Annotated in this window: 20 protein-coding genes and 1 tRNA gene; 9 read left to right on the forward strand and 12 right to left on the reverse strand. The window is 70.1% G+C overall.

Annotation, left to right across the window (positions count from 1 at the left end):
- Positions 1-3 precede the first annotated feature (3 nt).
- The 10 genes from queE to pdxH all read right to left on the reverse strand — a co-directional run bounded on the left by queE (position 4) and on the right by pdxH (position 9008).
- Complete coding sequence (gene queE / locus O4G76_RS02945) at positions 4-723, reverse strand: 7-carboxy-7-deazaguanine synthase QueE (protein ID WP_269395920.1); 720 nt, start codon at positions 721-723, stop codon at positions 4-6.
- On the reverse strand, positions 720-1097 hold the full coding sequence (locus O4G76_RS02950) for a 6-carboxytetrahydropterin synthase (protein ID WP_269395921.1): 378 nt from the start codon (positions 1095-1097) through the stop codon (positions 720-722). Before O4G76_RS02950 ends, queE begins: the two co-directional genes overlap by 4 nt.
- A complete protein-coding gene (gene queC / locus O4G76_RS02955) occupies positions 1097-1795 on the reverse strand; it encodes a 7-cyano-7-deazaguanine synthase QueC (protein ID WP_269395922.1) in 699 nt (232 codons plus the stop codon). The genes O4G76_RS02950 and queC overlap by 1 nt, the downstream gene beginning before the upstream one ends.
- A gap of 94 nt (positions 1796-1889) precedes the next feature.
- Positions 1890-3944 (reverse strand): NAD(+) synthase, encoded by a 2055-nt coding sequence (locus O4G76_RS02960; protein WP_269395923.1) that lies wholly within the window; start codon positions 3942-3944, stop codon positions 1890-1892.
- Between the two features lie 83 nt (positions 3945-4027).
- On the reverse strand, positions 4028-4618 hold the full coding sequence (locus O4G76_RS02965) for an exopolysaccharide biosynthesis protein (RefSeq protein ID WP_269395924.1): 591 nt from the start codon (positions 4616-4618) through the stop codon (positions 4028-4030).
- Positions 4619-4689: 71 nt separating this feature from the next.
- A complete protein-coding gene (locus O4G76_RS02970) occupies positions 4690-6618 on the reverse strand; it encodes a hypothetical protein (RefSeq protein WP_269395925.1) in 1929 nt (642 codons plus the stop codon).
- Between the two features lie 504 nt (positions 6619-7122).
- A tRNA-Pro gene (locus O4G76_RS02975) sits at positions 7123-7199 on the reverse strand.
- A 51-nt stretch (positions 7200-7250) separates the two neighbouring features.
- Positions 7251-7724 carry a DUF192 domain-containing protein gene (locus tag O4G76_RS02980; RefSeq protein ID WP_269395926.1) on the reverse strand — a complete coding sequence of 158 codons (474 nt, stop codon included), beginning with the start codon at positions 7722-7724 and terminating at the stop codon, positions 7251-7253.
- Positions 7721-8302 carry a cold-shock protein gene (locus tag O4G76_RS02985; RefSeq protein WP_085895779.1) on the reverse strand — a complete coding sequence of 194 codons (582 nt, stop codon included), beginning with the start codon at positions 8300-8302 and terminating at the stop codon, positions 7721-7723. The genes O4G76_RS02980 and O4G76_RS02985 overlap by 4 nt, the downstream gene beginning before the upstream one ends.
- A 100-nt stretch (positions 8303-8402) precedes the next feature.
- Entirely contained in the window at positions 8403-9008 is a 606-nt protein-coding gene (gene pdxH, locus O4G76_RS02990) for a pyridoxamine 5'-phosphate oxidase (protein ID WP_269395927.1), read from the reverse strand.
- 168 nt (positions 9009-9176) lie between these two features.
- Here pdxH and fabI point away from each other — a divergent pair, with 168 nt between their 5' ends.
- The 6 genes from fabI (at position 9177) to O4G76_RS03020 (ending at position 16229) form a co-directional block, all read left to right on the forward strand.
- Complete coding sequence (gene fabI, locus O4G76_RS02995; protein ID WP_085895778.1) at positions 9177-9983, forward strand: enoyl-ACP reductase FabI; 807 nt, start codon at positions 9177-9179, stop codon at positions 9981-9983.
- 5 nt (positions 9984-9988) lie between these two features.
- Positions 9989-10495, forward strand: a complete 507-nt coding sequence (gpt, locus tag O4G76_RS03000; RefSeq protein ID WP_085895777.1) for a xanthine phosphoribosyltransferase — start codon at positions 9989-9991, stop codon at positions 10493-10495.
- 151 nt (positions 10496-10646) lie between these two features.
- Complete coding sequence (locus O4G76_RS03005; RefSeq protein WP_269395928.1) at positions 10647-11825, forward strand: aminotransferase; 1179 nt, start codon at positions 10647-10649, stop codon at positions 11823-11825.
- Between the two features lie 117 nt (positions 11826-11942).
- Positions 11943-13841 (forward strand): SurA N-terminal domain-containing protein, encoded by a 1899-nt coding sequence (locus O4G76_RS03010; protein WP_269395929.1) that lies wholly within the window; start codon positions 11943-11945, stop codon positions 13839-13841.
- A gap of 7 nt (positions 13842-13848) precedes the next feature.
- The gene (gene trpE / locus O4G76_RS03015) at positions 13849-15357 is read left to right on the forward strand and encodes an anthranilate synthase component I (protein ID WP_269395930.1); all 1509 of its coding nucleotides are present in this window, start codon (positions 13849-13851) and stop codon (positions 15355-15357) included.
- Positions 15358-15728: 371 nt separating this feature from the next.
- Positions 15729-16229, forward strand: coding sequence for an N-acetyltransferase (locus O4G76_RS03020; protein WP_269395931.1), 501 nt, complete (start codon positions 15729-15731; stop codon positions 16227-16229).
- A gap of 121 nt (positions 16230-16350) precedes the next feature.
- On the opposite strand, the gene O4G76_RS03025 is transcribed toward O4G76_RS03020, so the two are convergent.
- Together O4G76_RS03025 and O4G76_RS03030 are read right to left on the reverse strand one after the other, a co-directional pair.
- Positions 16351-16755, reverse strand: a complete 405-nt coding sequence (locus O4G76_RS03025; RefSeq protein ID WP_085895771.1) for a DoxX family protein — start codon at positions 16753-16755, stop codon at positions 16351-16353.
- Positions 16756-16885: 130 nt separating this feature from the next.
- Positions 16886-18667 (reverse strand): divergent polysaccharide deacetylase family protein, encoded by a 1782-nt coding sequence (locus O4G76_RS03030; protein WP_269395932.1) that lies wholly within the window; start codon positions 18665-18667, stop codon positions 16886-16888.
- 221 nt (positions 18668-18888) lie between these two features.
- Between O4G76_RS03030 and O4G76_RS03035 the strand changes: the two genes are divergently transcribed.
- From O4G76_RS03035 to O4G76_RS03045, 3 genes are read left to right on the forward strand one after another with little or no spacing between them, the layout of a single operon-like run.
- A complete protein-coding gene (locus O4G76_RS03035) occupies positions 18889-19491 on the forward strand; it encodes an aminodeoxychorismate/anthranilate synthase component II (protein WP_269395933.1) in 603 nt (200 codons plus the stop codon).
- Complete coding sequence (trpD, locus tag O4G76_RS03040; RefSeq protein ID WP_269395934.1) at positions 19488-20507, forward strand: anthranilate phosphoribosyltransferase; 1020 nt, start codon at positions 19488-19490, stop codon at positions 20505-20507. The genes O4G76_RS03035 and trpD overlap by 4 nt, the downstream gene beginning before the upstream one ends.
- Positions 20504-21151: a uracil-DNA glycosylase gene (locus O4G76_RS03045; RefSeq protein WP_269395935.1), complete on the forward strand. Its 648-nt coding sequence runs from the start codon at positions 20504-20506 to the stop codon at positions 21149-21151. The genes trpD and O4G76_RS03045 overlap by 4 nt, the downstream gene beginning before the upstream one ends.
- The last annotated feature ends 15 nt before the right edge of the window (positions 21152-21166 follow it).

Here is a 21166-nt window from a genome sequence, read left to right on the forward strand (position 1 = left end):
GTTTCAGACGCCGCGCTTGTTGCCCCAGATCAGCACGTGCAGCTGCGGCAGCACGCGCGCCTCGAACCAGCCATCGGCCAGCGCCCGGCTCACCAGCCAATCCATGCGGTCGGTGATGCCGTCCATGTCGATCTCGGCATCCTCGGCCTCGGGCGGCGGCGGCGTATGGTTGCCGGGCTGGAGGTAGACCGGCAGCTGCGGGTAGCGACCGGCCACCTCGCGGGCCCAGAGATAATCGGTCTCGTCGAACACCACGATCTTCAGGATCGCTTCCGCGTCCCCCGCCGCGGCGAGGCACTCGTCGAAGCGCGCCCAGTCCGGCCTCTCGCCCGAGGACGGCGGCTTGGGTGACAGGACCAGCGGTTCCAGCCGGGAAAACCAGTCGCGCGCCACCGAGCCTTGGGTCTCCAGCGCGAAGCGGTAGCCCAGCGCGCGCCCGCGCTCGATCAGCGGGCCGCAATCCTGGATCGCCGGGTTGCCGCCCGAGATGGTGACCGTCAGGGGCCGCCCGCCGGACAGCTCGACGATGCGGTCCCAGACCGCCTTGGTTTCCATCGCCGCCCATGTGTGGCGGTATTCGCTCTCGACCGCGTGCAGGCTGTCGCACCACGAGCAGCGGTAGTCGCAGCCGCCCAGCCGCACGAAGACCGTGGCCTGGCCGATCAGCGCGCCCTCGCCCTGGATCGTCGGCCCGAAGATCTCGGAGACGCGCAGCGTGGTCATGCCGCGCGCCGCCCAGGCTGGGGCCGGTACTCGGCCCAGGTCTTCGGCGTCTCCGACACCCGCACCGCGCTGACCTGGTCCCAGCGCGCGGCGGCCCAGTCGTAGATCGCCCGGGCCAGCACCTCTGAGGTCACGCCGTCATGGCCGAACACCTCGTTGAGATGGCGATGGTCGAGATGATCGTCGATCCAGCGCTTGAGCGGGTCGAGCGCCCGGTAGTCGAGCACGAAGCCGTTCTCGTCGAGCTCCTCGGACTGCAGCTCCACCTCGGCGATGTAGTTGTGCCCATGCAGCCGGGCGCAGGGGTGGTCGCCCGGCAGGCCGCAGAGCTGGTGGCTGGCGGAGAAGTGGAATTCCTTGGTGATCGTGTACATCACTTCGCCCCCCGCGCGACGGCCTCGACCCAGAAATCCGGATCGGCATATTCGGTGGGGTCCGCGACGCCCGCGAGATGGAACGCCTCGCGCCGCTCGACGCAGGTGCCGCAGCGGCCGCAATGCTTCTCGCCGCCCTTGTAGCAGGACCAGGTCTCGGCGAAGGGCGTGCCGTGCTTCGCACCCTCGGTCACGATCGCCGATTTCGGTTCGTGCACGAAGGGGGTGTAGAGCCGGACATCGGCGTAGCCATCGAGCGCTTGGCGCTGCATCGCGTCGAAGGCTTCGGTGAAGGCCGGGCGGCAGTCGGGGTAGATGAAGTGGTCGCCGCCATGCACCGCCGTGGCCACCGCATCGGCCTTCTGCGCCGCAGCTAAGCCGAAGGCCACGGTCAGCATGATCGCGTTGCGGTTCGGCACCACGGTCGTCTTCATGGTGTCCTCGGCATAATGCCCGTCGGGCACCTCGACATCGTCGGTGAGCGCCGAGCCCGACAGATGCGCGCCGATCGAGCGCATGTCGATCAGGTGGAACGGCACGCCGAGCCGCTCGGCGGCGGCGCGGGCGAAGTCCAGCTCTTTCGAGTGGCGCTGGCCGTAGTCGAAGGAGATGAGGCCGGCCAGCTCGTTCTCGGCGGCGACCTTGTGGGCGAGCGACACGCTGTCGAGCCCGCCAGAGCAGATTACATAGGTTTTCATCAGATCCGTCCTTGTTTTGACCGGGTAGGCTGCGACCGGTGCCCGGACCATTCCGGGCGACCCTCACTAGCGCATCCGGGCGGGCCGGGAAAGATCAGCCTTCGGGCACGTTTTCGCGAAGCTCCTCGAGCCAAACCGCCGCGCTCGCATCCGACGGCGCGCGCCAGTCGCCGCGTGGGCTGAGCGAGCCACCGGCCGAGACCTTGGGCCCGTTCGGCATGGCCGAGCGCTTGAACTGCGCGAAGCCGAAGAAACGGGAGACGAAGACCTCCAGCCACTTGCGGATCTCCGCGAGGTCGTAGGCGCGGCGCTTTTCCTGCGGGAAGCCGATCGGCCAGAGCCCCTTCTCGGCATCGTGCCAGGCGTGCCATGCGAGGAAGGCCACCTTCGAAGGTGGCAGCCCGTAGCGCATGGTGTGGAACAGGAAGAAGTCGTGCAGCGCGTAGGGCCCGATCCGGTCCTCGGTCGATTGCAGCTCCTCTTCCTCGGATTGCGGCACCAACTCGGGCGAGATCTCCGTATCCAGGATCGCCTGCAGCACGTCGGTGGTGGCGGCCTCGTCGAACTGCCCGGACTGGATCGACCAGCGGATCAGGTACTGGATCAGCGTCTTGGGCACGCCGGAATTGACGTTGTAATGGCTCATCTGGTCGCCGACGCCATAGGTGCACCAGCCCAGCGCCAGCTCGCTCAGATCCCCGGTGCCGACGACGATACCGCCATTCTGATTGGCCAGCCGGAACAGGTAATCGGTCCGGAGCCCCGCCTGCACGTTCTCGAAGGTGATGTCATAGACCGGATCGCCGCCGGAGAACGGGTGTTCCATGTCCTTCAGCATCTGCCGCGCGGCGGGCCGGATGTCGATCTCGGCCGCCTCGATACCCATTGCGCGCATCAGCTTCCAGGCGTTCGTCTTGGTGGCATCCCCGGTGGCGAAGCCGGGCATGGTGTAGCCGAGGATCGTGTCGCGCGGCAGGCCCATGCGGTCGCAGGCCTTGGCCGCAACGATCAGCGCGTGGGTGCTGTCGAGCCCACCGGAAATGCCGATCACCAGCTTGGGGTTGCCGATCGATTCCATCCGGCGGCGCAGCCCTTCGACTTGGATGTTGAAGGCCTCGTAGCAGTCGAGATCGAGATGGCTTTCGCGGTTCGGCACGTAAGGGTAGCGGCGGATCGGCCGGATCAGCCCGGCATCCTCGAAATGCGGCCGATGCGCGAAGCGGATGCGCCGGAAGGCCGGGGCCCGCCCCTTGCCCGCGTCGTTGAAGGTGCCGGTGCGGATCCGCTCGTTCACGAGCCGCTGCGTGTCGACATCGGCCATGCACAGCTCGGGCTCCACGTCGAAGCGGCCCGACTGCGCCAGCAGGTCGCCCATCTCGTAGACCGCGCCCTGCCCGTCCCAACTCAGATCGGTGGTGCTCTCGCCGGGGCCCGCGGCGGAATAGGCATAGGCCGCGAAGCTGCGCATGCCGTGGCTTCGGCACAGCACGTGGCGGTCGTCGGATTTGCCGATCACGATGTTCGAGGCCGAGAGGTTGGTGAGGATCAGCGCGCCTTCGGTGGCCGCCTGACTCGACGGCGGCACGGGGGCCCAGAAATCCTCGCAGATCTCCGTGTGGAAGATCAGGCCGGGCAGATCCTCTGCCTCGAAGATCAGGTCGGTGCCGAAGGGCACCTCCTCTCCCCCGAGCCGCATGGCGCGACCCGTGACGCCGCGCCCTTCGGCGAACCAGCGCTTTTCGTAGAATTCGCGGTAATTCGGCAGGAAGCTCTTGGGCACCACGCCGAGAATGCGCCCGCGCGAGATCACCACGGCGCAGTTGTAAAGCCGCCCCTCATGGCGCAGCGGCGCGCCGATCAGCAACACCGGCGCGAGCTTGGCGCTGGCCTCGGTGATACGCATCACTGCCGCCTCGACCGCGTCGAGAAGCGCGGTCTGCATGTGCAGGTCGTCGATCGCGTAGGAGGAGACGCAGAGCTCGGGGAACACCACGAGATCGGCCTTGGCATCATGCGCGCGTCGCGCCTCGGCGATCACCGCGTCGCGGTTGAACGACACGTCGGCAGGCCGCACGCGCGGCGTTGCCGTGGCGACACGGACGAAACCGTGCCGGTGCAGGGAATGAAAGGCGTCTGGCCCCTTGCGCATGTTCGTCACCTCGTCTTCTCCGGCGGTTCGGGCGCGCCGACCATGCCGCGTCGCCCACGGATAGGCCAGCCCTCCCCCGGGTTTCAGCCGCCTCCGATCATTCCGAAGCTCACGCCGACCGCCACGATGCTCAGCAGGAAACCCAGCCCCATCAGCAGCCCGTCGCGCAGCGTCATGGCGAGGCCGAAGGCCGCGATCGCCGCCATCGGCGCGCTGGACGCGAAGGGCACGAGTTCCAGGGGCGGCACGGTCAAGCACAGGAGCAGCACCGCGATACCCGCGATACGCGACGCCTTGGGCCCGGTCAGCGCTTCAAAGCGCCCGTGAAACCACCGATCGAGCCAACGGCCGATGCCGCGCAGCTTGTCGGCCGCCTTGGCGAGCTTGTCGCCCGAGACCGAGCGGCGTTCGAGGAACCCCGGCAGCCACATCTCGTCGCGCTGCATCACGATCTGCACCGCGAAGATCGTGATGATCAACGCCAGGAGCGTCGGCACGCCGGGCACGCCGCCGATCGGCGAAATCTCGATCAGCGCCGGCACGAAGAGAAACGGGCCGAAGCCGCGATCCCCGAGCGCCGAGGTCACGTCACCCACGGTGGCGCGGTCGTCATCGCGCCCCTCCTGCTCAAGCCGGTCGAGCACATCCTCGACCGCGCGCGATCTCTCGCCCATGCGCCTCTCCCAGCTCGGCTGCTTCTGAGCAGCAACACGGAGAGCGCGAAGACGTTCCGGAGCGGAACGGCTCAGCCGCGCCTGGTCTGCGCCCGGTCGTGCCCGGCCGGCGGCGTGGCGACGCCCAGCCTGCCGCGATCCTGCGGCAGCGGGTCGGCCAGCAGCCGTTCGCGCAGCGCCCGCGCATGACGTCGCGCCTCGGGGCGCGAGCGGCGCGCCGCCTCAAGCAGCTCGATCACCTCGGATGGCGCGCTGCCGGGGCGGATGCCCGGCGGCAGCATCGCGAGGATCTCACGCAGGCGCGGCGCCAGTGGAAGGGCATCCGCGGAGGCCTCGGTCGCGCCGCCCATGCGCTGCGCCGCCTCGGCATCGCGGGACAGGACCAGCCCGGCGAGCCCCGCCCGCCGCGCCGCGTGGATCGCCGCGCGCGCCGCATCGGCCCCGGCCGCGTCCGGCAGCGGCAGCCGCGCCACCACCGGGCCGCCGATCACCCGTGCCAGCGCCGCCGCCATGGCGAGCCGTGCGCGCGGACCGACATCCTGCGGGCCGCCCGCCCCTTCGGGTGCGCAATCGAAGGCAGCGGCGTCGCGGGGCGCGATCCCCGGGGCGCCGCGCAGGGATCCGGTGCCGAAGACGTGGCGATTGGCCGCCTCGATCTGCGCCTCGGTGAAACCGAGCTGCTCCAGCAGCCCCATCCCCTGCCCCGGCATCGCCGCGGCGTCGAGGCCGAGCCGCGATGCGCAGAACGCCGTGCCCAGCCGCCAGGGCGTGACCGCCATGCGCAGGTCGCGCGCCTCGGGGAGCGCCGCCTCGATCCGGGCGATCTGCTGCGCGTCGAGCCCGCGCGCGCGCAGCGCCGCATGGTCGATGCCCGGCGCGGCGGCGAGACTTCCATGCCCGGCCACGTGACGGATCAATGCCTCGATCCGGTCGCCGCCGTATCCCTGAGCGGCAAGCCCGGCGCGCAACTCCGGCGCGGCCTCGCGGCAATGTCCCCGCTCGGTCTCCATCTCGATACGCAGCTCGGCCAAGGGCGCGAGCGGGTCGTCCCCGAGCCCGAGGATCGCCGCCCGAGCGCCAAGTGGCGCGATCGCGATCCGGGGGGTCGCCGGCGCATCGGGGGCGGCCTGCTCGTCGATCCCGGCCCAGAGCCCGCGCGCACGCTCGATAGCCGCACGGGCAGCGTGCGGCACCGGCTTGGCTTGGAGCCGCGCCAGACCGGCGCGCGCATGCGCATCGCCCGCCCCCGGCGCAAGCCCGAGCTCCGCTGCCATGGTCGCTCGCGCCGCCTCGGCCAGAGCCCCCATCGCTGCCGCCGCGATGCGCCCTTCGCGCGTCGCATGTCCCAGGCCGAGCCGCATCAGCGCACCGCCCAAACCCGCCAGTCCAAGGTCGCCCGGCACGGCCTTGCGCCCGGCAGCCGCGGCGAGAGCCAGTGTCCAGAGCTGGACCGCATGAACCAGCGCCGCCACCGCGACCTCGCCATCCTCGACGAAGCAGCGGAGGTCGAGCACGACGCTCGGCGCGGCGACGCGCGGATCGGTCTCGAAATCGAAAGCAAGCGGCGCGCCGTCGCGGACCGCTTCGGCGAGGCACCTCACCTGCGCGTCTTCCGCCTGCGCCATCCGCACCCGCAGCGGCGAGGCCGCAGGCTCGGACGCGCCTATGCGCCCGCTCCAGAGCGCGGGATCGATGACCGCGATACGGTGCATGACCATCTGGCGCATCTCGTCGGCCCAGATGCCGAGGCAGGTGGGGTCCGTCAGAAGGCCGGAAGCCTTGGCGCCCGAGGAGAGCCGCGGCGTCAGCGCATCGACGGCATCCGCGAGGCCGGTCTCGCCCCGCGCCCCCGGCACCTGCGCGGCAAAGGCGCGCGCGGCGCGCAGCGTCCAGCCGGCGGGCACCTGCATGGCGGTGCCGTCCTCGAGCCGGATGCGGCGGGTCGGCATCCCGGCAAGCGGGGCCTGTCCCGGCATCGTATAGCGCCGTTCGATCTGCATGCAGGTGTTCCCGTTTCGCCGCGTGAGCCGCGGGCCGCAGGCCCCCGGTTCGGCGAAACTGAGCAGCGCGGCGGGTACGGTCAACGCGGTGCCGGGGTGGCGCGAACGAATATCGCGACACCGCCTCGGCGCCCTTGGATTCGCCCACCGCAGTTCACCGCTCTCCCACAGGGTTTTCCACAGCCCCCACCGGCCCATGAAGAACGCCATATGCCCAGTCCGCGTTGGGCTTTGAGGGCGCCTGACGCAGGGACATATGCACCGCTTGAGCACGGCCTGAAAATTATCCACAGGGGGTGAGAAACGGGCCCTGAACTTGTCCACCGCAAGGCGTGACATCGGGGCCACAGGGGTCTTCTGGGGTCGTTTTGGGCCGGCGATCTCTTCGATGGCGCGATAGGGGCCGCAACCCGGCGTCACCCGGAGTTAGGGGGATTCGCCACGAGGCCCGAAACCAGAGGGACTGGCCCCTCCGGGTCACCGAGAATGGAAATGAGAGGAGATTGGTCGGGGCGGCAGGATTCGAACCTGCGACCCTCTGTTCCCAAAACAGATGCGCTACCAGGCTGCGCTACGCCCCGGACCGCCGCCCTTCTAGGCTGGCGCGCGCCCGGGTGCAAGCGCCGCCGTGATCATTCGCAGGGATCGGCTGCCGGCGTCTCGTCGCTGCCGATCGAAGGGTGGCGCAGCGTGTCGCCGGGCGCGATGCCGAGCCGTTCCGCCATGCCGCCATTGAGCTCCAGAACGTACTGGATGTCGGTGCCACCCGGGATCGGGGTTTCGTCGAGGGGCTGCGCGCGCTCGTGGATGCTGCGCACGGTCCCATCGGGGCCGGCGAAGATCATGTCGAGCGGAATGAGCGTGTTGCGCATCCAGAAGGACACGGCCTGCGGCTCTTCATAGACGAAGAGCATGCCCGTCATGCGCGGCATCTCAGGGACGTTCATCAGCCCCTGCGCCCGCTCGGCGGCATCATCGGCCACGGCCACGGTGAAGGCCGCCTGCCCCCAATCGCCCCGTATCGTCACCCGGTCGGGCGCGCAGGTCGCGGCCTGCAGGGCCAGCGGCGCCGAGACGGCGAAGGCCGCCAGCAGCAGCGCCTTCATTCCTCGTCCCCGTTCCCATCCTCGGGCTTCGCGGCCCCCGGCTGGCGCAGCGCCGCGTCCCAAGTGAGGATTTCCGTCGCCATTCGCCCGCGCTTGCCCTGGATCACCCGCAGCGACACCGCCTCGCCGGGTTCGAGATCCGCGAGGCCGGACGCCCGCAGCACCTCGACATGGAGGAATATGTCGTCGCCGGCGCCGAAGATGTTGGCGAAACCGAAGCCCTTGGCCTTGTCGAACCACTTGATCCGCGCCGGTTCGAGCGGACGGCTCGCGAGATATTCGGGATCGAACTCCTGGAAATCGGCCAGCGGCACCGCGGCGGCGGTCGCCGGCGCCTCGAGCGACAGGATGGCGGCGGCCTGGATGCCGCGCTCGGTGCGATGGGCAAGGATGCGTATCCGCGCGCCATCGGCCACCGAGTTCTGGCCATAGTTGCGCAGTACATTGGCGTGCAGCAGGATGTCGGAGCCGCCGTCATCGGGCACGATGAAGCCGAATCCCTTCGCCGGATCGAACCACTTGACGTGTCCCGCGATCTCGAGGCGGTCCTCCGTCTGCTTGTCCAGCATGTCGTTCATCTCCGCCTCCAGCAGCCTTGTCCCGGCCCGTCCGATTTTTTTCGTCTGTGCAGCACAGTCCGAGGGTGGCTACAAGCATCGAATTTCATTCCGTGTGAAATCACGGTCCTAAACGTAACACTTCGAACGGATGGTTCAGCGTCGGTCTCGACCATTTGTACCGGTCGTGAAGCCGATGTGCGCCATCTGCCCAAAATTCGATCTCGAGCGGTCTGAGCCGATATCCACCCCAGAAGGCCGGCCGCGGCGGATCCTCGCCAAGCTCGGCATCGAGTCGCGCCACCTCCGCCTCGAGCGCCGCGCGCGAGGCGATCGCACGACTTTGAGGCGAAGCCCAGGCCCCCACCCTGCTCTCACGCGGCCGTGATCTAAAATAGGCGTCGGCGATCGGGCCGTCCTCGCGTTCCACCAACCCGCGCACCCGGATCTGTCGGCGCAGCGACTTCCAGTGCATGGCGAAAGCGGCGCGGCCATTGCTGTCGATCTGGCGCGCCTTGGCGCTTTCGTAGTTCGTGTAGAACACGAACGCATCGCTCTCGATGCTCTTGAGCAGTACGATTCTCACATCCGGCAGACCCTCGGAATCAACCGTGGCCAGCGCGATCGCGTTGGGATCCGAAGGCTCGTGGCGCCCGGCTTCCTCAAGCCAGAGCCTTGCAATATTCAGCGGATCATCTCCGGCGAAGATGCCGACACGCGGGTCCATCATACAAACTCACTCACTCGTATTCCGACAGTATACTCCATTCTCAACCATTTAGTCCCCTCTCCTTCCGCTCTAAGCATGACGTCACGTAGGCCCGTGGCCTTGATGCCATGCTCCCTATCGCCTACACCGGATCGAAACGGCGCCGGATCGGCAAGAGGGACATTCATGACATCGCAGTTGATGGCGGGAAAACGCGGCCTCATCATGGGGCTCGCCAACGACAAGTCGATCGCCTGGGGCATCGCCAAGGCCTGCGCCGGTGCCGGCGCCGAGCTGGCCTTCTCCTATCAGGGCGAGGCGCTGAAGAAGCGGGTCGGCCCGCTCGCGGCGGAGGTCGGCTCCGACATCGTGCTGCCCTGCGACGTCGGCGACGAGGACAGCATCGACGCGCTGTTCACCGCGCTGCAGGAGAAATGGGGCAAGCTCGACTTCATCGTCCACGCCATCGGCTTTTCCGACAAGTCCGAGCTGCGCGGCCGCTATGTCGACACCTCGAAGCAGAACTTCCTGATGTCGATGGACATCTCGGTCTGGTCCTTCACCTCGGTGGTGAAGCGCGCGGCGCCGATGATGACCGAGGGCGGCTCCTGCCTGACGCTGACCTATTACGGCGCCGAGAAGGTGATGCCGCACTACAACGTCATGGGCGTTGCCAAGGCGGCTCTGGAGGCGAGCGTGCAGTACCTCGCGGAGGATCTGGGCCGCGACGCGATCCGGGTCAACGCGATCTCTGCCGGCACCATCAAGACGCTGGCCGCCTCCGGCATCGGTGATTTCCGTTACATCATGAAGTGGAACGAGTATAATTCGCCACTGCGCCGCACGGTCACCCAGGAGGAGGTCGGAAAATCCGCCCTCTACCTCTTGTCGGATCTGGGCAGCGCGGTTACCGGCGAGGTCCATCACGTCGATGCGGGCTACCACGTGATCGGCATGAAGAACCCCGACGCGCCCGACATCACGAAAGGCTGAGAGCGATGACCGACCGACTGCCGCATGAAAAGGGCTTCCACGTATCCTGGGACCAGCTGCACCGCGACAGCCGCGCCTTGGCCTGGCGGCTCGACGGCCGGGGCCCCGACGCCGAGGGCGCCTGGAAGGCGGTGGTCGCGATCACCCGCGGTGGCATGGCGCCGGCGATGATCGTCGCCCGCGAGCTCGGCATCCGCACCGTCGACACGATCTCGGTCAAGTCCTACGAGCACCAGAATCAGGCCAGCGCCAAGGTGCTGAAGGCCCCCGACGCCGAGATGATGGGCGACGGCACCGGCATCCTCGTGGTCGATGACCTCGTCGATACCGGCCGCACGCTGGAGCTGGTGCGCCAGCTCTATCCCAACGCCCATTTCGCCACCGTCTATGCCAAGCCGATGGGCAACGGCCAGGTCGACACCTATGTCACCGAGGTGAGCCAGGACACCTGGATCTTCTTCCCGTGGGACATGGCCCTGCAATATGTCGAGCCCTATCGCGGCAAGGACTGAGCCGCTCCGGCACCTGCACAACGGCCCCGCCATCGGCGGGGCCGTTCGCGTTCCGGCCCGCCCCATCGGGCGTATCGCGCGATGCGGGCCCGGCGATTGCGCCCGCATCGCCGCGGGTCTAGCGTCCCCTGCGACACCCCAGGGAGACGACATGAGCAGCAGCCGCACCGCATCGACCTTTCCACCTCCCGTGATGGAGGCCCGCCGCTGGATCGAGGGGGTCAGCTTCCCGCCCGAGCGGCCGCTCCTGAACGTCAGCCAGGCCGCGCCGGTCGATCCGCCGCCCGAGCCGCTGCGACGCGCCATGGCCGAGATCGTCATGCAGGATGCCAGCGCCCATCTCTATGGCCCGGTCCTCGGCCTGCCGGACCTGCGCGAGGAAATCGCGCGGCACTGGAGCGAAGCCTATCGCGGCCGCGTCGTGCCCGAGCAGGTGGCGGTCACCTCGGGCTGCAACCAGGCCTATTGCGCCGCGATCTCGGCGCTTTGCGGCGAAGGTTCCGAGGTGATCCTGCCCAGCCCGTGGTACTTCAATCACCGCATGTGGAACGACATGGCCGGGGTGCGGACCCTGCCGCTCGAGACCGGCCCGACGCTGCTGCCCGACCCCGAGGCCGCCGCGGCGCTGATCACGCCCGCGACCCGTGCCATCGTGCTGGTGAGCCCCAACAACCCCGGCGGCGTCGAATACCCCGCCGAGCTGCTCGCCGCCTTTCGCGACCTGTGCCGCGACCGCGGCCTCGCGCTGATCCTCGACGAGACCTATCGCGACTTCGACAGCCGCGAGGGACCGGCGCATGAGCTGTTCTCGGACCCGGACTGGGCCGAGGTGCTGGTGCAGCTCTATTCCTTCTCCAAGGCCTACCGCCTCACCGGCCACCGGGTCGGCGCCGTCACCGCGAGCACTGCGCGGATCGCGCAGATGGAGCGGTTCCTCGACACGGTGACGATCTGCCCGACCAGCCTCGGCCAGAAGGCGGCCCTGTGGGGCATGCGCAACTTGGGCGACTGGCTGGCGGGCGAGCGCGCCGAGATCCTCTCGCGCCGCCGCGCCATGGAACGGAGCTTCGCGCGGCTCGCGCCGCAGGGCTGGCGGCTGATGGGCTGCGGCGCCTATTTCGGCTGGATCGAGCATCCCCATGCCGAGCCTTCCGACGCGCTGGCGCAGCGGCTGGTGCACGAGGCGGGCGTGCTGCTGCTGCCGGGCACGATGTTCACGCCCGAGGGCTCCGAGGCGGGCCGGCGGCAGCTGCGTATCGCCTTCGCCAATGTCGACGCCACCGGCATCGCCAAGCTGGAAACCCGGCTCGCGGCGCTGCCCGCGCGCTGAGCACGACCCCGGGCGGGGCCCTCGCCGCGGACGGGGCCCGGCCCCATCCGCTTGCACGGCCCCGCCCGCTTGCCTATTCAACGGCTCACGCCGAAGGGGCGCGACAGGGAGACCGCAATGGCATCGAGCAAGGGCAACCGCGTATTCGTCTGGATCATCCTGATCCTGCTCTTCGTGGGCCTGATCGGCTTCGGGGCCACCGGGCTCACGGGCAACGCGACCCGGCTCGGCACGGTCGGCGACAAGGATCTGGAAATCCAGAGCTACGCCAACGCGCTGCAAAGTCGCATCCGCGCGCTCGAAAGCCAGACCGGCTCGGCGGTGAGCTTCGCGCAGGCGCAGCAATTCGGCCTCGACCGGGCGGTGCTGGGCCAGCTCGTCACCGAGCGGGTGCTCGATGCCGAGGCCGAGGCGCTGGGCCTTTCGGTGGGCGACGCCCGTGTGCGCGACCAGGTGCTGGCGATCCCGGCCTTTCAGGGACTGAACGGCAGCTTCGACCGCGACGCCTATCGCGACGCGCTGTCCCGCAACGGCCTCAGCGTGGCCGAGTTCGAGCAGAGCCTGCGCGAGGGCGAGGCCCGCGCCCTGCTGCAGACGGCGGTGGTCGGCGGCGTCGCCGCGCCCGACGCCCATGTCGAGGCGCTGGTCGAGTTCCTGATGTCCCGGCGCGACATCACCTGGGCGCCGGTGACGCTCGGCGCCGCGCCCGCGCCCGCCGCCGATGACGGCCGCCCGCGGGTGATCCTGCCCGAGATCCTGCTCGACGCCGAGATCCCCGCCCCCACCGAGGCCGAGATCGAGGCGCGCTACGCCGCCGCGCCCGAGGCCTATACCGCGCCCGAGATCCGGCAGATCAGCTATGTCTGGCTGCGCCCCGAGGACGTGGCCGAAGAGATCGAGATCGACAACGCGCAGGTGCGCGAACTCTACGAGCAGCGCCTCTCCGAATACGTGCAGGAGGAGCGCCGGCTGGTCGAGCGGCTGGTCTATCCCAACGCCGAGGCCGCCGAAACGGCGCTGGCCCGGCTCGAGGCGGGCGAGGCCGGCTTCGAGGATCTGGTCGAGGCGCGCGGGCTGAGCCTCGAGGCGGTGGATCTGGGCGACGTGGCCGAGGCCGATCTGGACGGCGCCGCCGAGACGGTCTTCGCCGCAGAGGCCGGCGACGTGGTGGGCCCGGTCGAGACCGATCTCGGCCCTGCTCTGTTCCGCGTCAACGCCGTGCTCGCCGCCGAGGAGGTACCCTTCGAGGCGGTCGAGGACGACCTGCGCGCCGAGCTGGCCCAGGCCCGCGCCCGCCGGGAGATCGAGCGCCGCAGCCAGGAGATCACCGACCTGCTCGCGGGCGGCGCCGCGCTCGAGGATCTGGCCGAGCGCGCCGACATGGAGCTGGGCACGATCGAATGGTCCGAGGAGGTCTCCGACGGCATCGCCGCCTATGCACCGTTCCGCGAGGCGGCCGCCGCCGCGCAGGAGGGCGGTTTCCCCGAGCTTCTGGGCTTCGAGGATGGCGGCGTCTTCGCGCTGCGTCTCGACGGCGTGACGCCGCCCCAGCTGCGTCCGCTCGACGAGGTGCGCGCGCAGGTGATCGCCGATGTCGAGGCCGAGACCCGGGCGCGGCTGCGCGGCGAGCGGGCCGAGGCGCTGGCGGCCGAGATCGCCGGCGGCGCGAGCTTCGCCGAAGCGGGCCTCGCCCCGCAGGAGGCGCAGAACCTCACCCGCCGCGCCTTCGTCGAGGGCACCTTCCCCGGCTTCATCCGCGAGATCTTCGAGATGAAGGAAGGCGAGACCCGCGCGATCACCGGCGACGGCTTTGCCGCCGTGGTCCGGCTCGATGCCGTGGCGCCGCCCGCCGAGGAGGATGCCGGCGTCGCGGCCGAGCGTCAGGCGATCGAGGAGCGGCTCGGCACCGGCATCGCGCAGGACATCTACACCGCCTATGCCAGCGCCGTGCAGGCCCGCACCGAGATCCGCATCGACGACACCGCCGTCCAGGCGGTCCATTCCTCCTTCAGGTAAGACGCCCATGCTCAGCCCCGATTTCGAGACGTTCCGCCAAGGCTACGAGACAGGCGCGAACCAGATCGTCTGGACCCGCCTCGCGGCCGATCTCGACACGCCGGTCTCGCTGATGCTGAAGCTCGCCAATGCCGGCAAGCACGCCTTCATCCTGGAAAGCGTGACGGGGGGCGAGGCGCGCGGCCGCTACTCGATCATCGGCATGAATCCCGATCTGGTCTGGGATTGCCGCGGCACGCAGAGCCGGGTGAACCGCGCCGCGCGCTACGACGACGACGCCTTCGAGGATCTCGACGGCCACCCGCTCGACACGCTGCGCGCGCTCCTCGCCGAGAGCCGGATCGACCTGCCCGAGGACCTGCCCGCCGCCTCGGCCGGGCTGTTCGGCTATCTGGGCTACGACATGATCCGTCTGGTGGAGCGTCTGCCCGACGTGAACCCCGACCCGCTCGGCCTGCCCGACGCGGTGATGATGCGCCCCACCGTGGTGGCGGTGCTCGACGGGGTGAAGGGCGAGGTGATCCTGGTGGCCCCGGCCTGGTGCGGCCAGGGCCAGTCGGCCCGCGCCGCCTTCGCCCAGGCCGCCGAGCGCGTGACCGAGGCGATGCGCGCGCTCGACCGGCCGGTGCCGCAGGAGGCACGGGCGCTTCAGGCGCCGGCGCCGCTCTCGGAGCCGGTGTCGAACTTCACCCATGAGGGCTATCTCGCCGCCGTGGAGAAGGCCAAGGAGTACATCCGCGCGGGTGACATCTTCCAGGTGGTGCCGGCGCAGCGCTGGACCCAGGATTTCCCCGAGCCGCCCTTCGCGCTCTACCGGAGCCTGCGGCGCACCAACCCCTCGCCCTTCATGTTCTACTTCAATTTCGGCGGCTACCAGCTGGTCGGCGCCTCCCCCGAGATCCTCGTGCGGGTGATGGGCGGCGAGGTGACGATCCGCCCGATCGCGGGCACCCGGCCGCGCGGCGCCACGCCCGAGCAGGACCGGGCGAACGAGGAAAGCCTGCTGGCCGATGCCAAGGAGCTGTCCGAGCACCTGATGCTGCTGGATCTGGGGCGCAACGACGTGGGCCGGGTGGCCAAGCCCGGCACCGTGCGCCCGACCGAGCGCTTCATCATCGAGCGCTATTCCCACGTCATGCACATCGTCTCCAACGTGGTGGGCGAGCTGCGCGACGATCAGGACGCGCTCTCGGCGCTTCTGGCGGGGCTGCCGGCGGGCACGGTTTCGGGCGCGCCCAAGGTGCGGGCGATGGAGATCATCGACGAGCTCGAACCCGAGAAGCGCGGCGTCTATGGCGGGGGCCTTGGCTATTTCAGCGCCGGTGGCGACATGGACATGTGCATCGCGCTCAGGACCGCGGTGGTGCAGGACGGCAAGCTCTACATTCAGGCCGGCGGCGGCGTGGTCCATGACAGCGACCCCGAGGCCGAGTACATGGAGACGGTGCACAAGTCGAACGCGCTCAGGCGCGCCGCGGCGGACGCCGCCATGTTCCGCCCGGAGGGCAATGGCTGAACCGAGACTGGAACGAGACTGGGCGGGGATCACCCCGCCCTTCGCGGTAAATGCCGCACGCGAACCCGGGCTGGCCGGATCGTGCCCGACCATTCCCGTGAGCGGTACCAGGTGCGAGGTTCATGGTGGGAAGCGACACGAGCTACTTGCGAAGACTTCTTTGCAGGCCCTCCCGGGCATGTTGCCGTTCACGCGCGCCGGGACCGACACGACCTCCACGGGCCCGAGACCATGACCGGGGCATCGCGAACTCCCGTATCATCCAGATCTCGATCGAGCCTTCGAAAGACGAAGCCCCTCGCGACGCTACGCGACCTTGCTCGCGGCCAGATGCGCGTGAATGAGGCCTCCGGGCTATAGAGGACCAAGGCTTGGCTGATCGCATCACGGCGCTGAATATCGCTGCCCATCTGGATCAGGTGGCGGGCTTCTATACTGAGGCGCCCGATTATTGGCTCTTGGCGGAAGAAAGCCATCCGGACCCCTACGAAAAGGCGGAGGAGTTCTTTACCGCTGGCGCGCCGGGCTGCGACCTCGATCGCTCCCGGTTTCTGGGGCTCTTCTCGGACAGCCGGCTTTCCGGGCTGGCCGAGCTTCATTACGGCTTTCCCACGGAGAGCGATGCCTATCTCGGTCTGATGATCCTCGGGCCTTGGGCCCAGCGAGCCGGGCGCGGGGCCGCGTTCCTGTCCAGGATCGAAGACCTCGCGCGCTCGGATGGGGCAACGAAGCTGTATGTGGGCGTCCTCGAGGCGAACCCGCGGGGGCGCGCGTTCTGGGAGCGCGAAGGGTTCCGGGCGACCGGGGTCAGCAAGGCGGACAACACGCATGGCCTCGACCATGTGCTTCATCGCCTCGTGAAGCCGCTCTGAAGCCAGAACCGCAGCTCATGATGCCCCTGTAGCAATGCAGCCGCCGAAGTCCCTGCGGCTGCACTTTTTCGGCAATGGGCCGGGGGTCGCCCCACCCATCTGGTCTGTCGCCGCGCCGCGTTCAGCGGCGGCGCATCAGCGCGTCGAGGCTCCACGGCCCCGGACCCGCGACGAAGATGTAGAGGAAGACGAAGCAGTAGAGGATCGCCGCATCGCCGCCGTTGAGCGTCGGGAACAGGTTGCCCGGCGCGTGGAACGCCCAGTAGGCCACCGCCATCATGCCGGAGAGCACGAAGGCCACCGGGCGGGTGAACAGCCCGACCAATAGCAGCAGGCCGCCCACCAGTTCGAGCAGACCGCCCACCCCCATCAGCGAGGCCAGCGGCGGCGTCTGTTCGCTCGGCGGAAAGGCGAAGATCTTCTGGCTGCCATGCAGCGTGAAGATCAGGGCGCTGACGATGCGCAGCACGCTGAGCATTTCGGGCGCACGGGCGGCGAGGCCGGTCTGGGAGGGGGCGGAGGTCATGGGCGATCCATTCGATGATGTGGTGACGCGTCATCAGTGATCGGCACCGGGATGGCGGTCAAATCACCGACCCTGTGCGCCAATACGCAGATCCCGCCCCGCCGACCTGCCCGGCCCTACTTCGATCATCCTACTTGCCCGGACCCACCGATTGCAGCCGCAGCAGCGCGCTGACCGGCGCCGGCGACACGCCCTCGCGCCCGGCACGGTTGCCCCACAGCGTCAGGGCGGTGATGGTTTCGGGGTTCAACTCGGCCAGAAGCGTCACCTGTCCCTGCTGCCGCGCGCGGAAGGCGGCCTGGTCGAGAAAGCGCCGGATCACCCGGTCGTCCTGACCGACCTCGCCGAGATCGCGGTAGATCTCGACCGCCGGCACGCCCCGGTCGCGCGCCTGTCGCAACGGCGTCGCGAGCCCGTGCGGCAGCGCCACCAGCCCGCGCCCCTCCTCCGCCAGATGATCGAGCGCCTGCGCGGTCACGTCGCCATCGGCGTTGAGCCCGGCCCCGCCCGCATCGAGCAGCGCCACCGCCTCGGGCAGCGCGGCGAAGGCGGCCTCGTAGGTGACCTCGACATCCGAGGGCCGCGCCCCCGCCGGCAGCCGCACCATCGCCGCGACCTCGTAGCCGGCCTCGCGCCAGCGCGCGGCGCGCGCGGCGGCGTCGGGCGCCTCTGGATCGAGGCCGATGGTGACCGGAAAGGGAATGCTCGAGACCGCGCTCACCGGATCGTCGAGCAGGCCCATGTCGAGCATCACCACCGAGAGCCGGGGCGCGCCGGCATCGGCGGTATCGGGCGCGGCGAAACGCAGAACGGCGGGTGCGTCCTCGGCGATCGGCGCCGGCTCGGCCTCCTCCTCCGTGCCGGGACGGCGCACCGGCACCGCGTCGCCGCCATTGAGACCGGCCGCCCGGCCCGGCAGGCCGCGCTCGCCGGTCTCGGGCACCGGCAACACGGTGATCGTGCCCGGCTCCGGCGCGATCCCGGCCGGCGCCTCGCCTGCGGCGGCGGGGGCTTCGGGCGGTGCGGGCGGCTCGGGCAGGCCGCCGGACCCGGGCGCGGGCGCACCGGCCTGCGGCAGGCCTGCGGTTTCGACCTCGTCTGCCGCGTCAGGCTCCGGCGTTTCCGGCTCCTCATCGATCACCTCGCGCGGTGCCTGCGAGGGCGGCGGCGGCGGGTCCGTGGCCACGGTGATGTCGGCCTCGCCCGCCGGCACCTCGATCACCCGCGACGGCGGCCCCGGCAGCACCGGTTCTTCCGAGCCCGGGGCGACGGAGGGCCCGGCGGCGGTTTCGGGCAGCGTCTCCGGCGTCGAGACCGCGTCCCCGGCCTCGGGCCGGCTTTCGGGTGCGGTATCGGCCGAGGGGACGGCGCCGCGACCCGCCGGCACGTCGGCGCGCGGCGTCGTCGGCAGGGGATCCTGCGGCGCGCTGCCGCTCGGCACCTGCGGCGCCTGGGTCTGGGGCGGCGACAGCACCGGCTCGGAGGGCGCCTCGGCCTCGACCGGCGGTGCCATCCCGGCGATCTCGAACGGGGCGTCGCCGCTGCCCGGGTCCGTGTCCGGCATGTCGAAGGCCTCGACCGTTTCGGGCTCCTGCGGCACCTCGGGCAGAGGCGTCGAGGACGAGACCGGCGGGCCGCTCGGCGCGTCGGGCAGGGTCTCGACGGTGGCACGGCCCGACACCACGATGTCGGCCTCGGCGCGCTCCGCCTCGGCCTCGCGCGCGGGATATCCCTCCTCGGACGGCATCTCCGGCGCGTCCGACGGCTCGCGCCCCGTCTCGATGGGCGCATCGGGCGCCGTTTCGACCTCCGGCGTCACCCCGGTTTCCGTCTCCGGCCCGGGCACCACCTCCCGCAGCCCGATCTCCGCCGTACCGTCACGGGCCGGCGGGTCGCCGATGAGCGAGGCCACGGCCAATGCCCCCGCCGACACGAGCAGACCCCAGAGCCCGCCTATGATGAACCCAGATCCCACTTTTCCTGCCCCGCTGCGCCGCGCGTCACGGCGTCGCTCAGTCCCGGACCTTGACGTTTCCCGCCTCCCGGTCCCATTTATGCCCCGACCTTACCAAGGGACCACCGCCGAACGGTAGCCCCGAATTGCAACGGCCGCGTGCGCCGCCCGGAGGGACCATGCTTCTCCTGATCGACAATTACGACAGCTTTACCTGGAACCTCGTGCACTATCTGGGCGAGCTGGGCGCGGAGGTCGTGGTCAAACGCAACGACGAGATCGACACGCAGGCCGCGATGGCGATGGCGCCCGAGGGCATCGTGCTCTCGCCCGGCCCCTGCGATCCCGACCGCGCCGGCATCTGTCTCGACCTGACCCGCGCCGCCGCCGAGACCCGGACGCCGCTGCTCGGGGTCTGCCTCGGCCACCAGACCATCGGTCAGGCCTTCGGCGGCCGCGTGGTACGCTGCCACGAGATCGTGCATGGCAAGACCGCCGATATGCTGCATGAGGGCAAGGGCGTCTTCGCCGGGCTGCCCTCGCCCTTCAAGGCGACGCGCTACCATTCGCTGGTGGTCGAGCGCGAGAGCCTGCCCGACAGCCTCGAGGTGACGGCGGCGCTGGCCGATGGCACGATCATGGGGCTGATGCATCGCGAATTGCCGATCGAAGGGGTGCAGTTCCACCCCGAGAGCATCGCCTCCGAGCATGGCCACCAGATGCTGAAGAACTTCCTCGACCGGCTGCCCGGCCACGCGCCCGGCACCCCGGTGGCGGCATGAGCGACCGTCTGAAGCCGCTGATCGCTGCGGCGCTGGCGGGACCGCTCTCGCGCGAGGAGGCGGAATCCGCCTTCGGCATCCTGTTCGACGGCGACGCCACCCCGGCGCAGATGGCGGCCTTTCTGGTGACGCTCCGGATGCGCGGCGAAACCGTGGCCGAGATCGCCGCCGCCGCGCATGTGATGCGCGCGCGTTGCCTGAAGGTCGCGGCGCCCGAGGGCGCGATCGACATCGTCGGCACCGGCGGCGACGGGAAGAACACGCTCAACATCTCGACCGCGACCGCCTTCGTCGTGGCGGGCGCCGGCGTGCCGGTGGCCAAGCACGGCAACCGCAATCTCAGCTCCAAATCCGGCACCGCCGACGCGCTGGGCCAGATGGGCGTGCAGGTGATGGTCGGGGCCAAGGTGGTCGAGCGCGCTCTCCGCGAGGCCGGGATCGGCTTCATGATGGCACCGATGCATCACCCGGCGATGAAGCATGTGGGCCCGGTCCGGGCCGAGATCGGCATCCGGACCCTGTTCAACATTCTCGGCCCCCTGACCAACCCGGCCGGGGTAAAGCGCCAGCTTACCGGTGCCTATGACCCGGCGCTGATCGCGCCGATGGCCGAGGTGCTGGGGCGGCTGGGCTCCGAGCGGGCCTGGCTGGTGCATGGCGGCGACGGCACCGATGAATTGTCGATCTGCGGCCCCTCGGCGGTGGCCGCGCTCGAGAACGGCAAAGTCGAAAGCTTCGAGATCAGCCCCTCCGATGCCGGGCTGCCCGAGCATCCGTTCGAGGCGATCATCGGCGGCACCCCGGAGGAGAACGGCCGGGCTCTGGCGGCGCTGCTCGACGGCGCGCCGGGCGCCTATCGCGACGCGGTGCGGCTCAACGCCGCCGCCGCCCTGCTGGTCGCGGGCCGGGTCGAGGACCTGCGCGCAGGCGCCGATCTCGCGGCGCAGAGCATCGATTCGGGCGCCGCGCGCCGTGCCATCGAGCGTCTCGCCGCGATCACCTCCGGCACCGCGTGAACGAACTGCCGCAAGGCTGGGCCGATCTGCCGTTTTTCGCGGCGGAGTGGCCGGCGCTGCGGGACCGTCTCGCCGCCCTGCCCGCCGTGCTGCCGTCGCCGGAACTGCGGTTCCGGGCGCTGGAGCTGACGCCGCCCGAGACGCTGCGCGTGGTGATCCTGGGCCAGGATCCCTACCCGACCCCGGGCCACGCCACCGGCCTTGCCTTCTCGGTGCCGCCGGACCTCGCGAAACTGCCGCCCTCGCTGCGCAACATCCAGCGCGAGATGCGCGACGATATCGGCTGCGCCCCGACCACCGGCGATCTGAGCCACTGGGCCCGGCAGGGCGTGCTGCTTCTCAACACCGCGCTCTCGGTCGAGCCGGGCGCGGCGGGCGGCCATGCGCGCTGGGGCTGGGACCGGCTGGTGGGCCAAGTGCTCGCGCGCGCGTCGGCGCGGCCCTGCGCCTTCCTGCTCTGGGGCAAGCACGCCCAGAAGATCGCGGCACCCCATCTCGGACCCGACCATCTGGTGATCGAGACCGCGCATCCCTCGCCGCTCTCGGCCCGGCGCGGTTTCTTCGGGTCGCGCCCCTTCGGCCGCATCAACGACTGGCTCGAGGCGCGCGGCGAGGCCGCGATCGACTGGTGCGGTTCCGCCTGAACGCTTTCCAAGCCC

Source organism: Limimaricola sp. G21655-S1 (assembly GCF_027213785.1).
Taxonomy (GTDB): Bacteria; Pseudomonadota; Alphaproteobacteria; order Rhodobacterales; family Rhodobacteraceae; genus Limimaricola.

Coding starts and splice junctions, on each gene's coding strand:
- queE (WP_269395920.1), bottom strand. CDS start 723: ATGACCACGCTGCGCGTCTCCGAGATCTTCGGGCCGACGATCCAGGGC.
- O4G76_RS02950 (WP_269395921.1), bottom strand. CDS start 1,097: ATGTACACGATCACCAAGGAATTCCACTTCTCCGCCAGCCACCAGCTC.
- queC (WP_269395922.1), bottom strand. CDS start 1,795: ATGAAAACCTATGTAATCTGCTCTGGCGGGCTCGACAGCGTGTCGCTC.
- O4G76_RS02960 (WP_269395923.1), bottom strand. CDS start 3,944: ATGCGCAAGGGGCCAGACGCCTTTCATTCCCTGCACCGGCACGGTTTC.
- O4G76_RS02965 (WP_269395924.1), bottom strand. CDS start 4,618: ATGGGCGAGAGATCGCGCGCGGTCGAGGATGTGCTCGACCGGCTTGAG.
- O4G76_RS02970 (WP_269395925.1), bottom strand. CDS start 6,618: ATGCAGATCGAACGGCGCTATACGATGCCGGGACAGGCCCCGCTTGCC.
- O4G76_RS02980 (WP_269395926.1), bottom strand. CDS start 7,724: ATGAAGGCGCTGCTGCTGGCGGCCTTCGCCGTCTCGGCGCCGCTGGCC.
- O4G76_RS02985 (WP_085895779.1), bottom strand. CDS start 8,302: ATGAACGACATGCTGGACAAGCAGACGGAGGACCGCCTCGAGATCGCG.
- pdxH (WP_269395927.1), bottom strand. CDS start 9,008: ATGGACCCGCGTGTCGGCATCTTCGCCGGAGATGATCCGCTGAATATT.
- fabI (WP_085895778.1), top strand. CDS start 9,177: ATGACATCGCAGTTGATGGCGGGAAAACGCGGCCTCATCATGGGGCTC.
- gpt (WP_085895777.1), top strand. CDS start 9,989: ATGACCGACCGACTGCCGCATGAAAAGGGCTTCCACGTATCCTGGGAC.
- O4G76_RS03005 (WP_269395928.1), top strand. CDS start 10,647: ATGAGCAGCAGCCGCACCGCATCGACCTTTCCACCTCCCGTGATGGAG.
- O4G76_RS03010 (WP_269395929.1), top strand. CDS start 11,943: ATGGCATCGAGCAAGGGCAACCGCGTATTCGTCTGGATCATCCTGATC.
- trpE (WP_269395930.1), top strand. CDS start 13,849: ATGCTCAGCCCCGATTTCGAGACGTTCCGCCAAGGCTACGAGACAGGC.
- O4G76_RS03025 (WP_085895771.1), bottom strand. CDS start 16,755: ATGACCTCCGCCCCCTCCCAGACCGGCCTCGCCGCCCGTGCGCCCGAA.
- O4G76_RS03035 (WP_269395933.1), top strand. CDS start 18,889: ATGCTTCTCCTGATCGACAATTACGACAGCTTTACCTGGAACCTCGTG.
- trpD (WP_269395934.1), top strand. CDS start 19,488: ATGAGCGACCGTCTGAAGCCGCTGATCGCTGCGGCGCTGGCGGGACCG.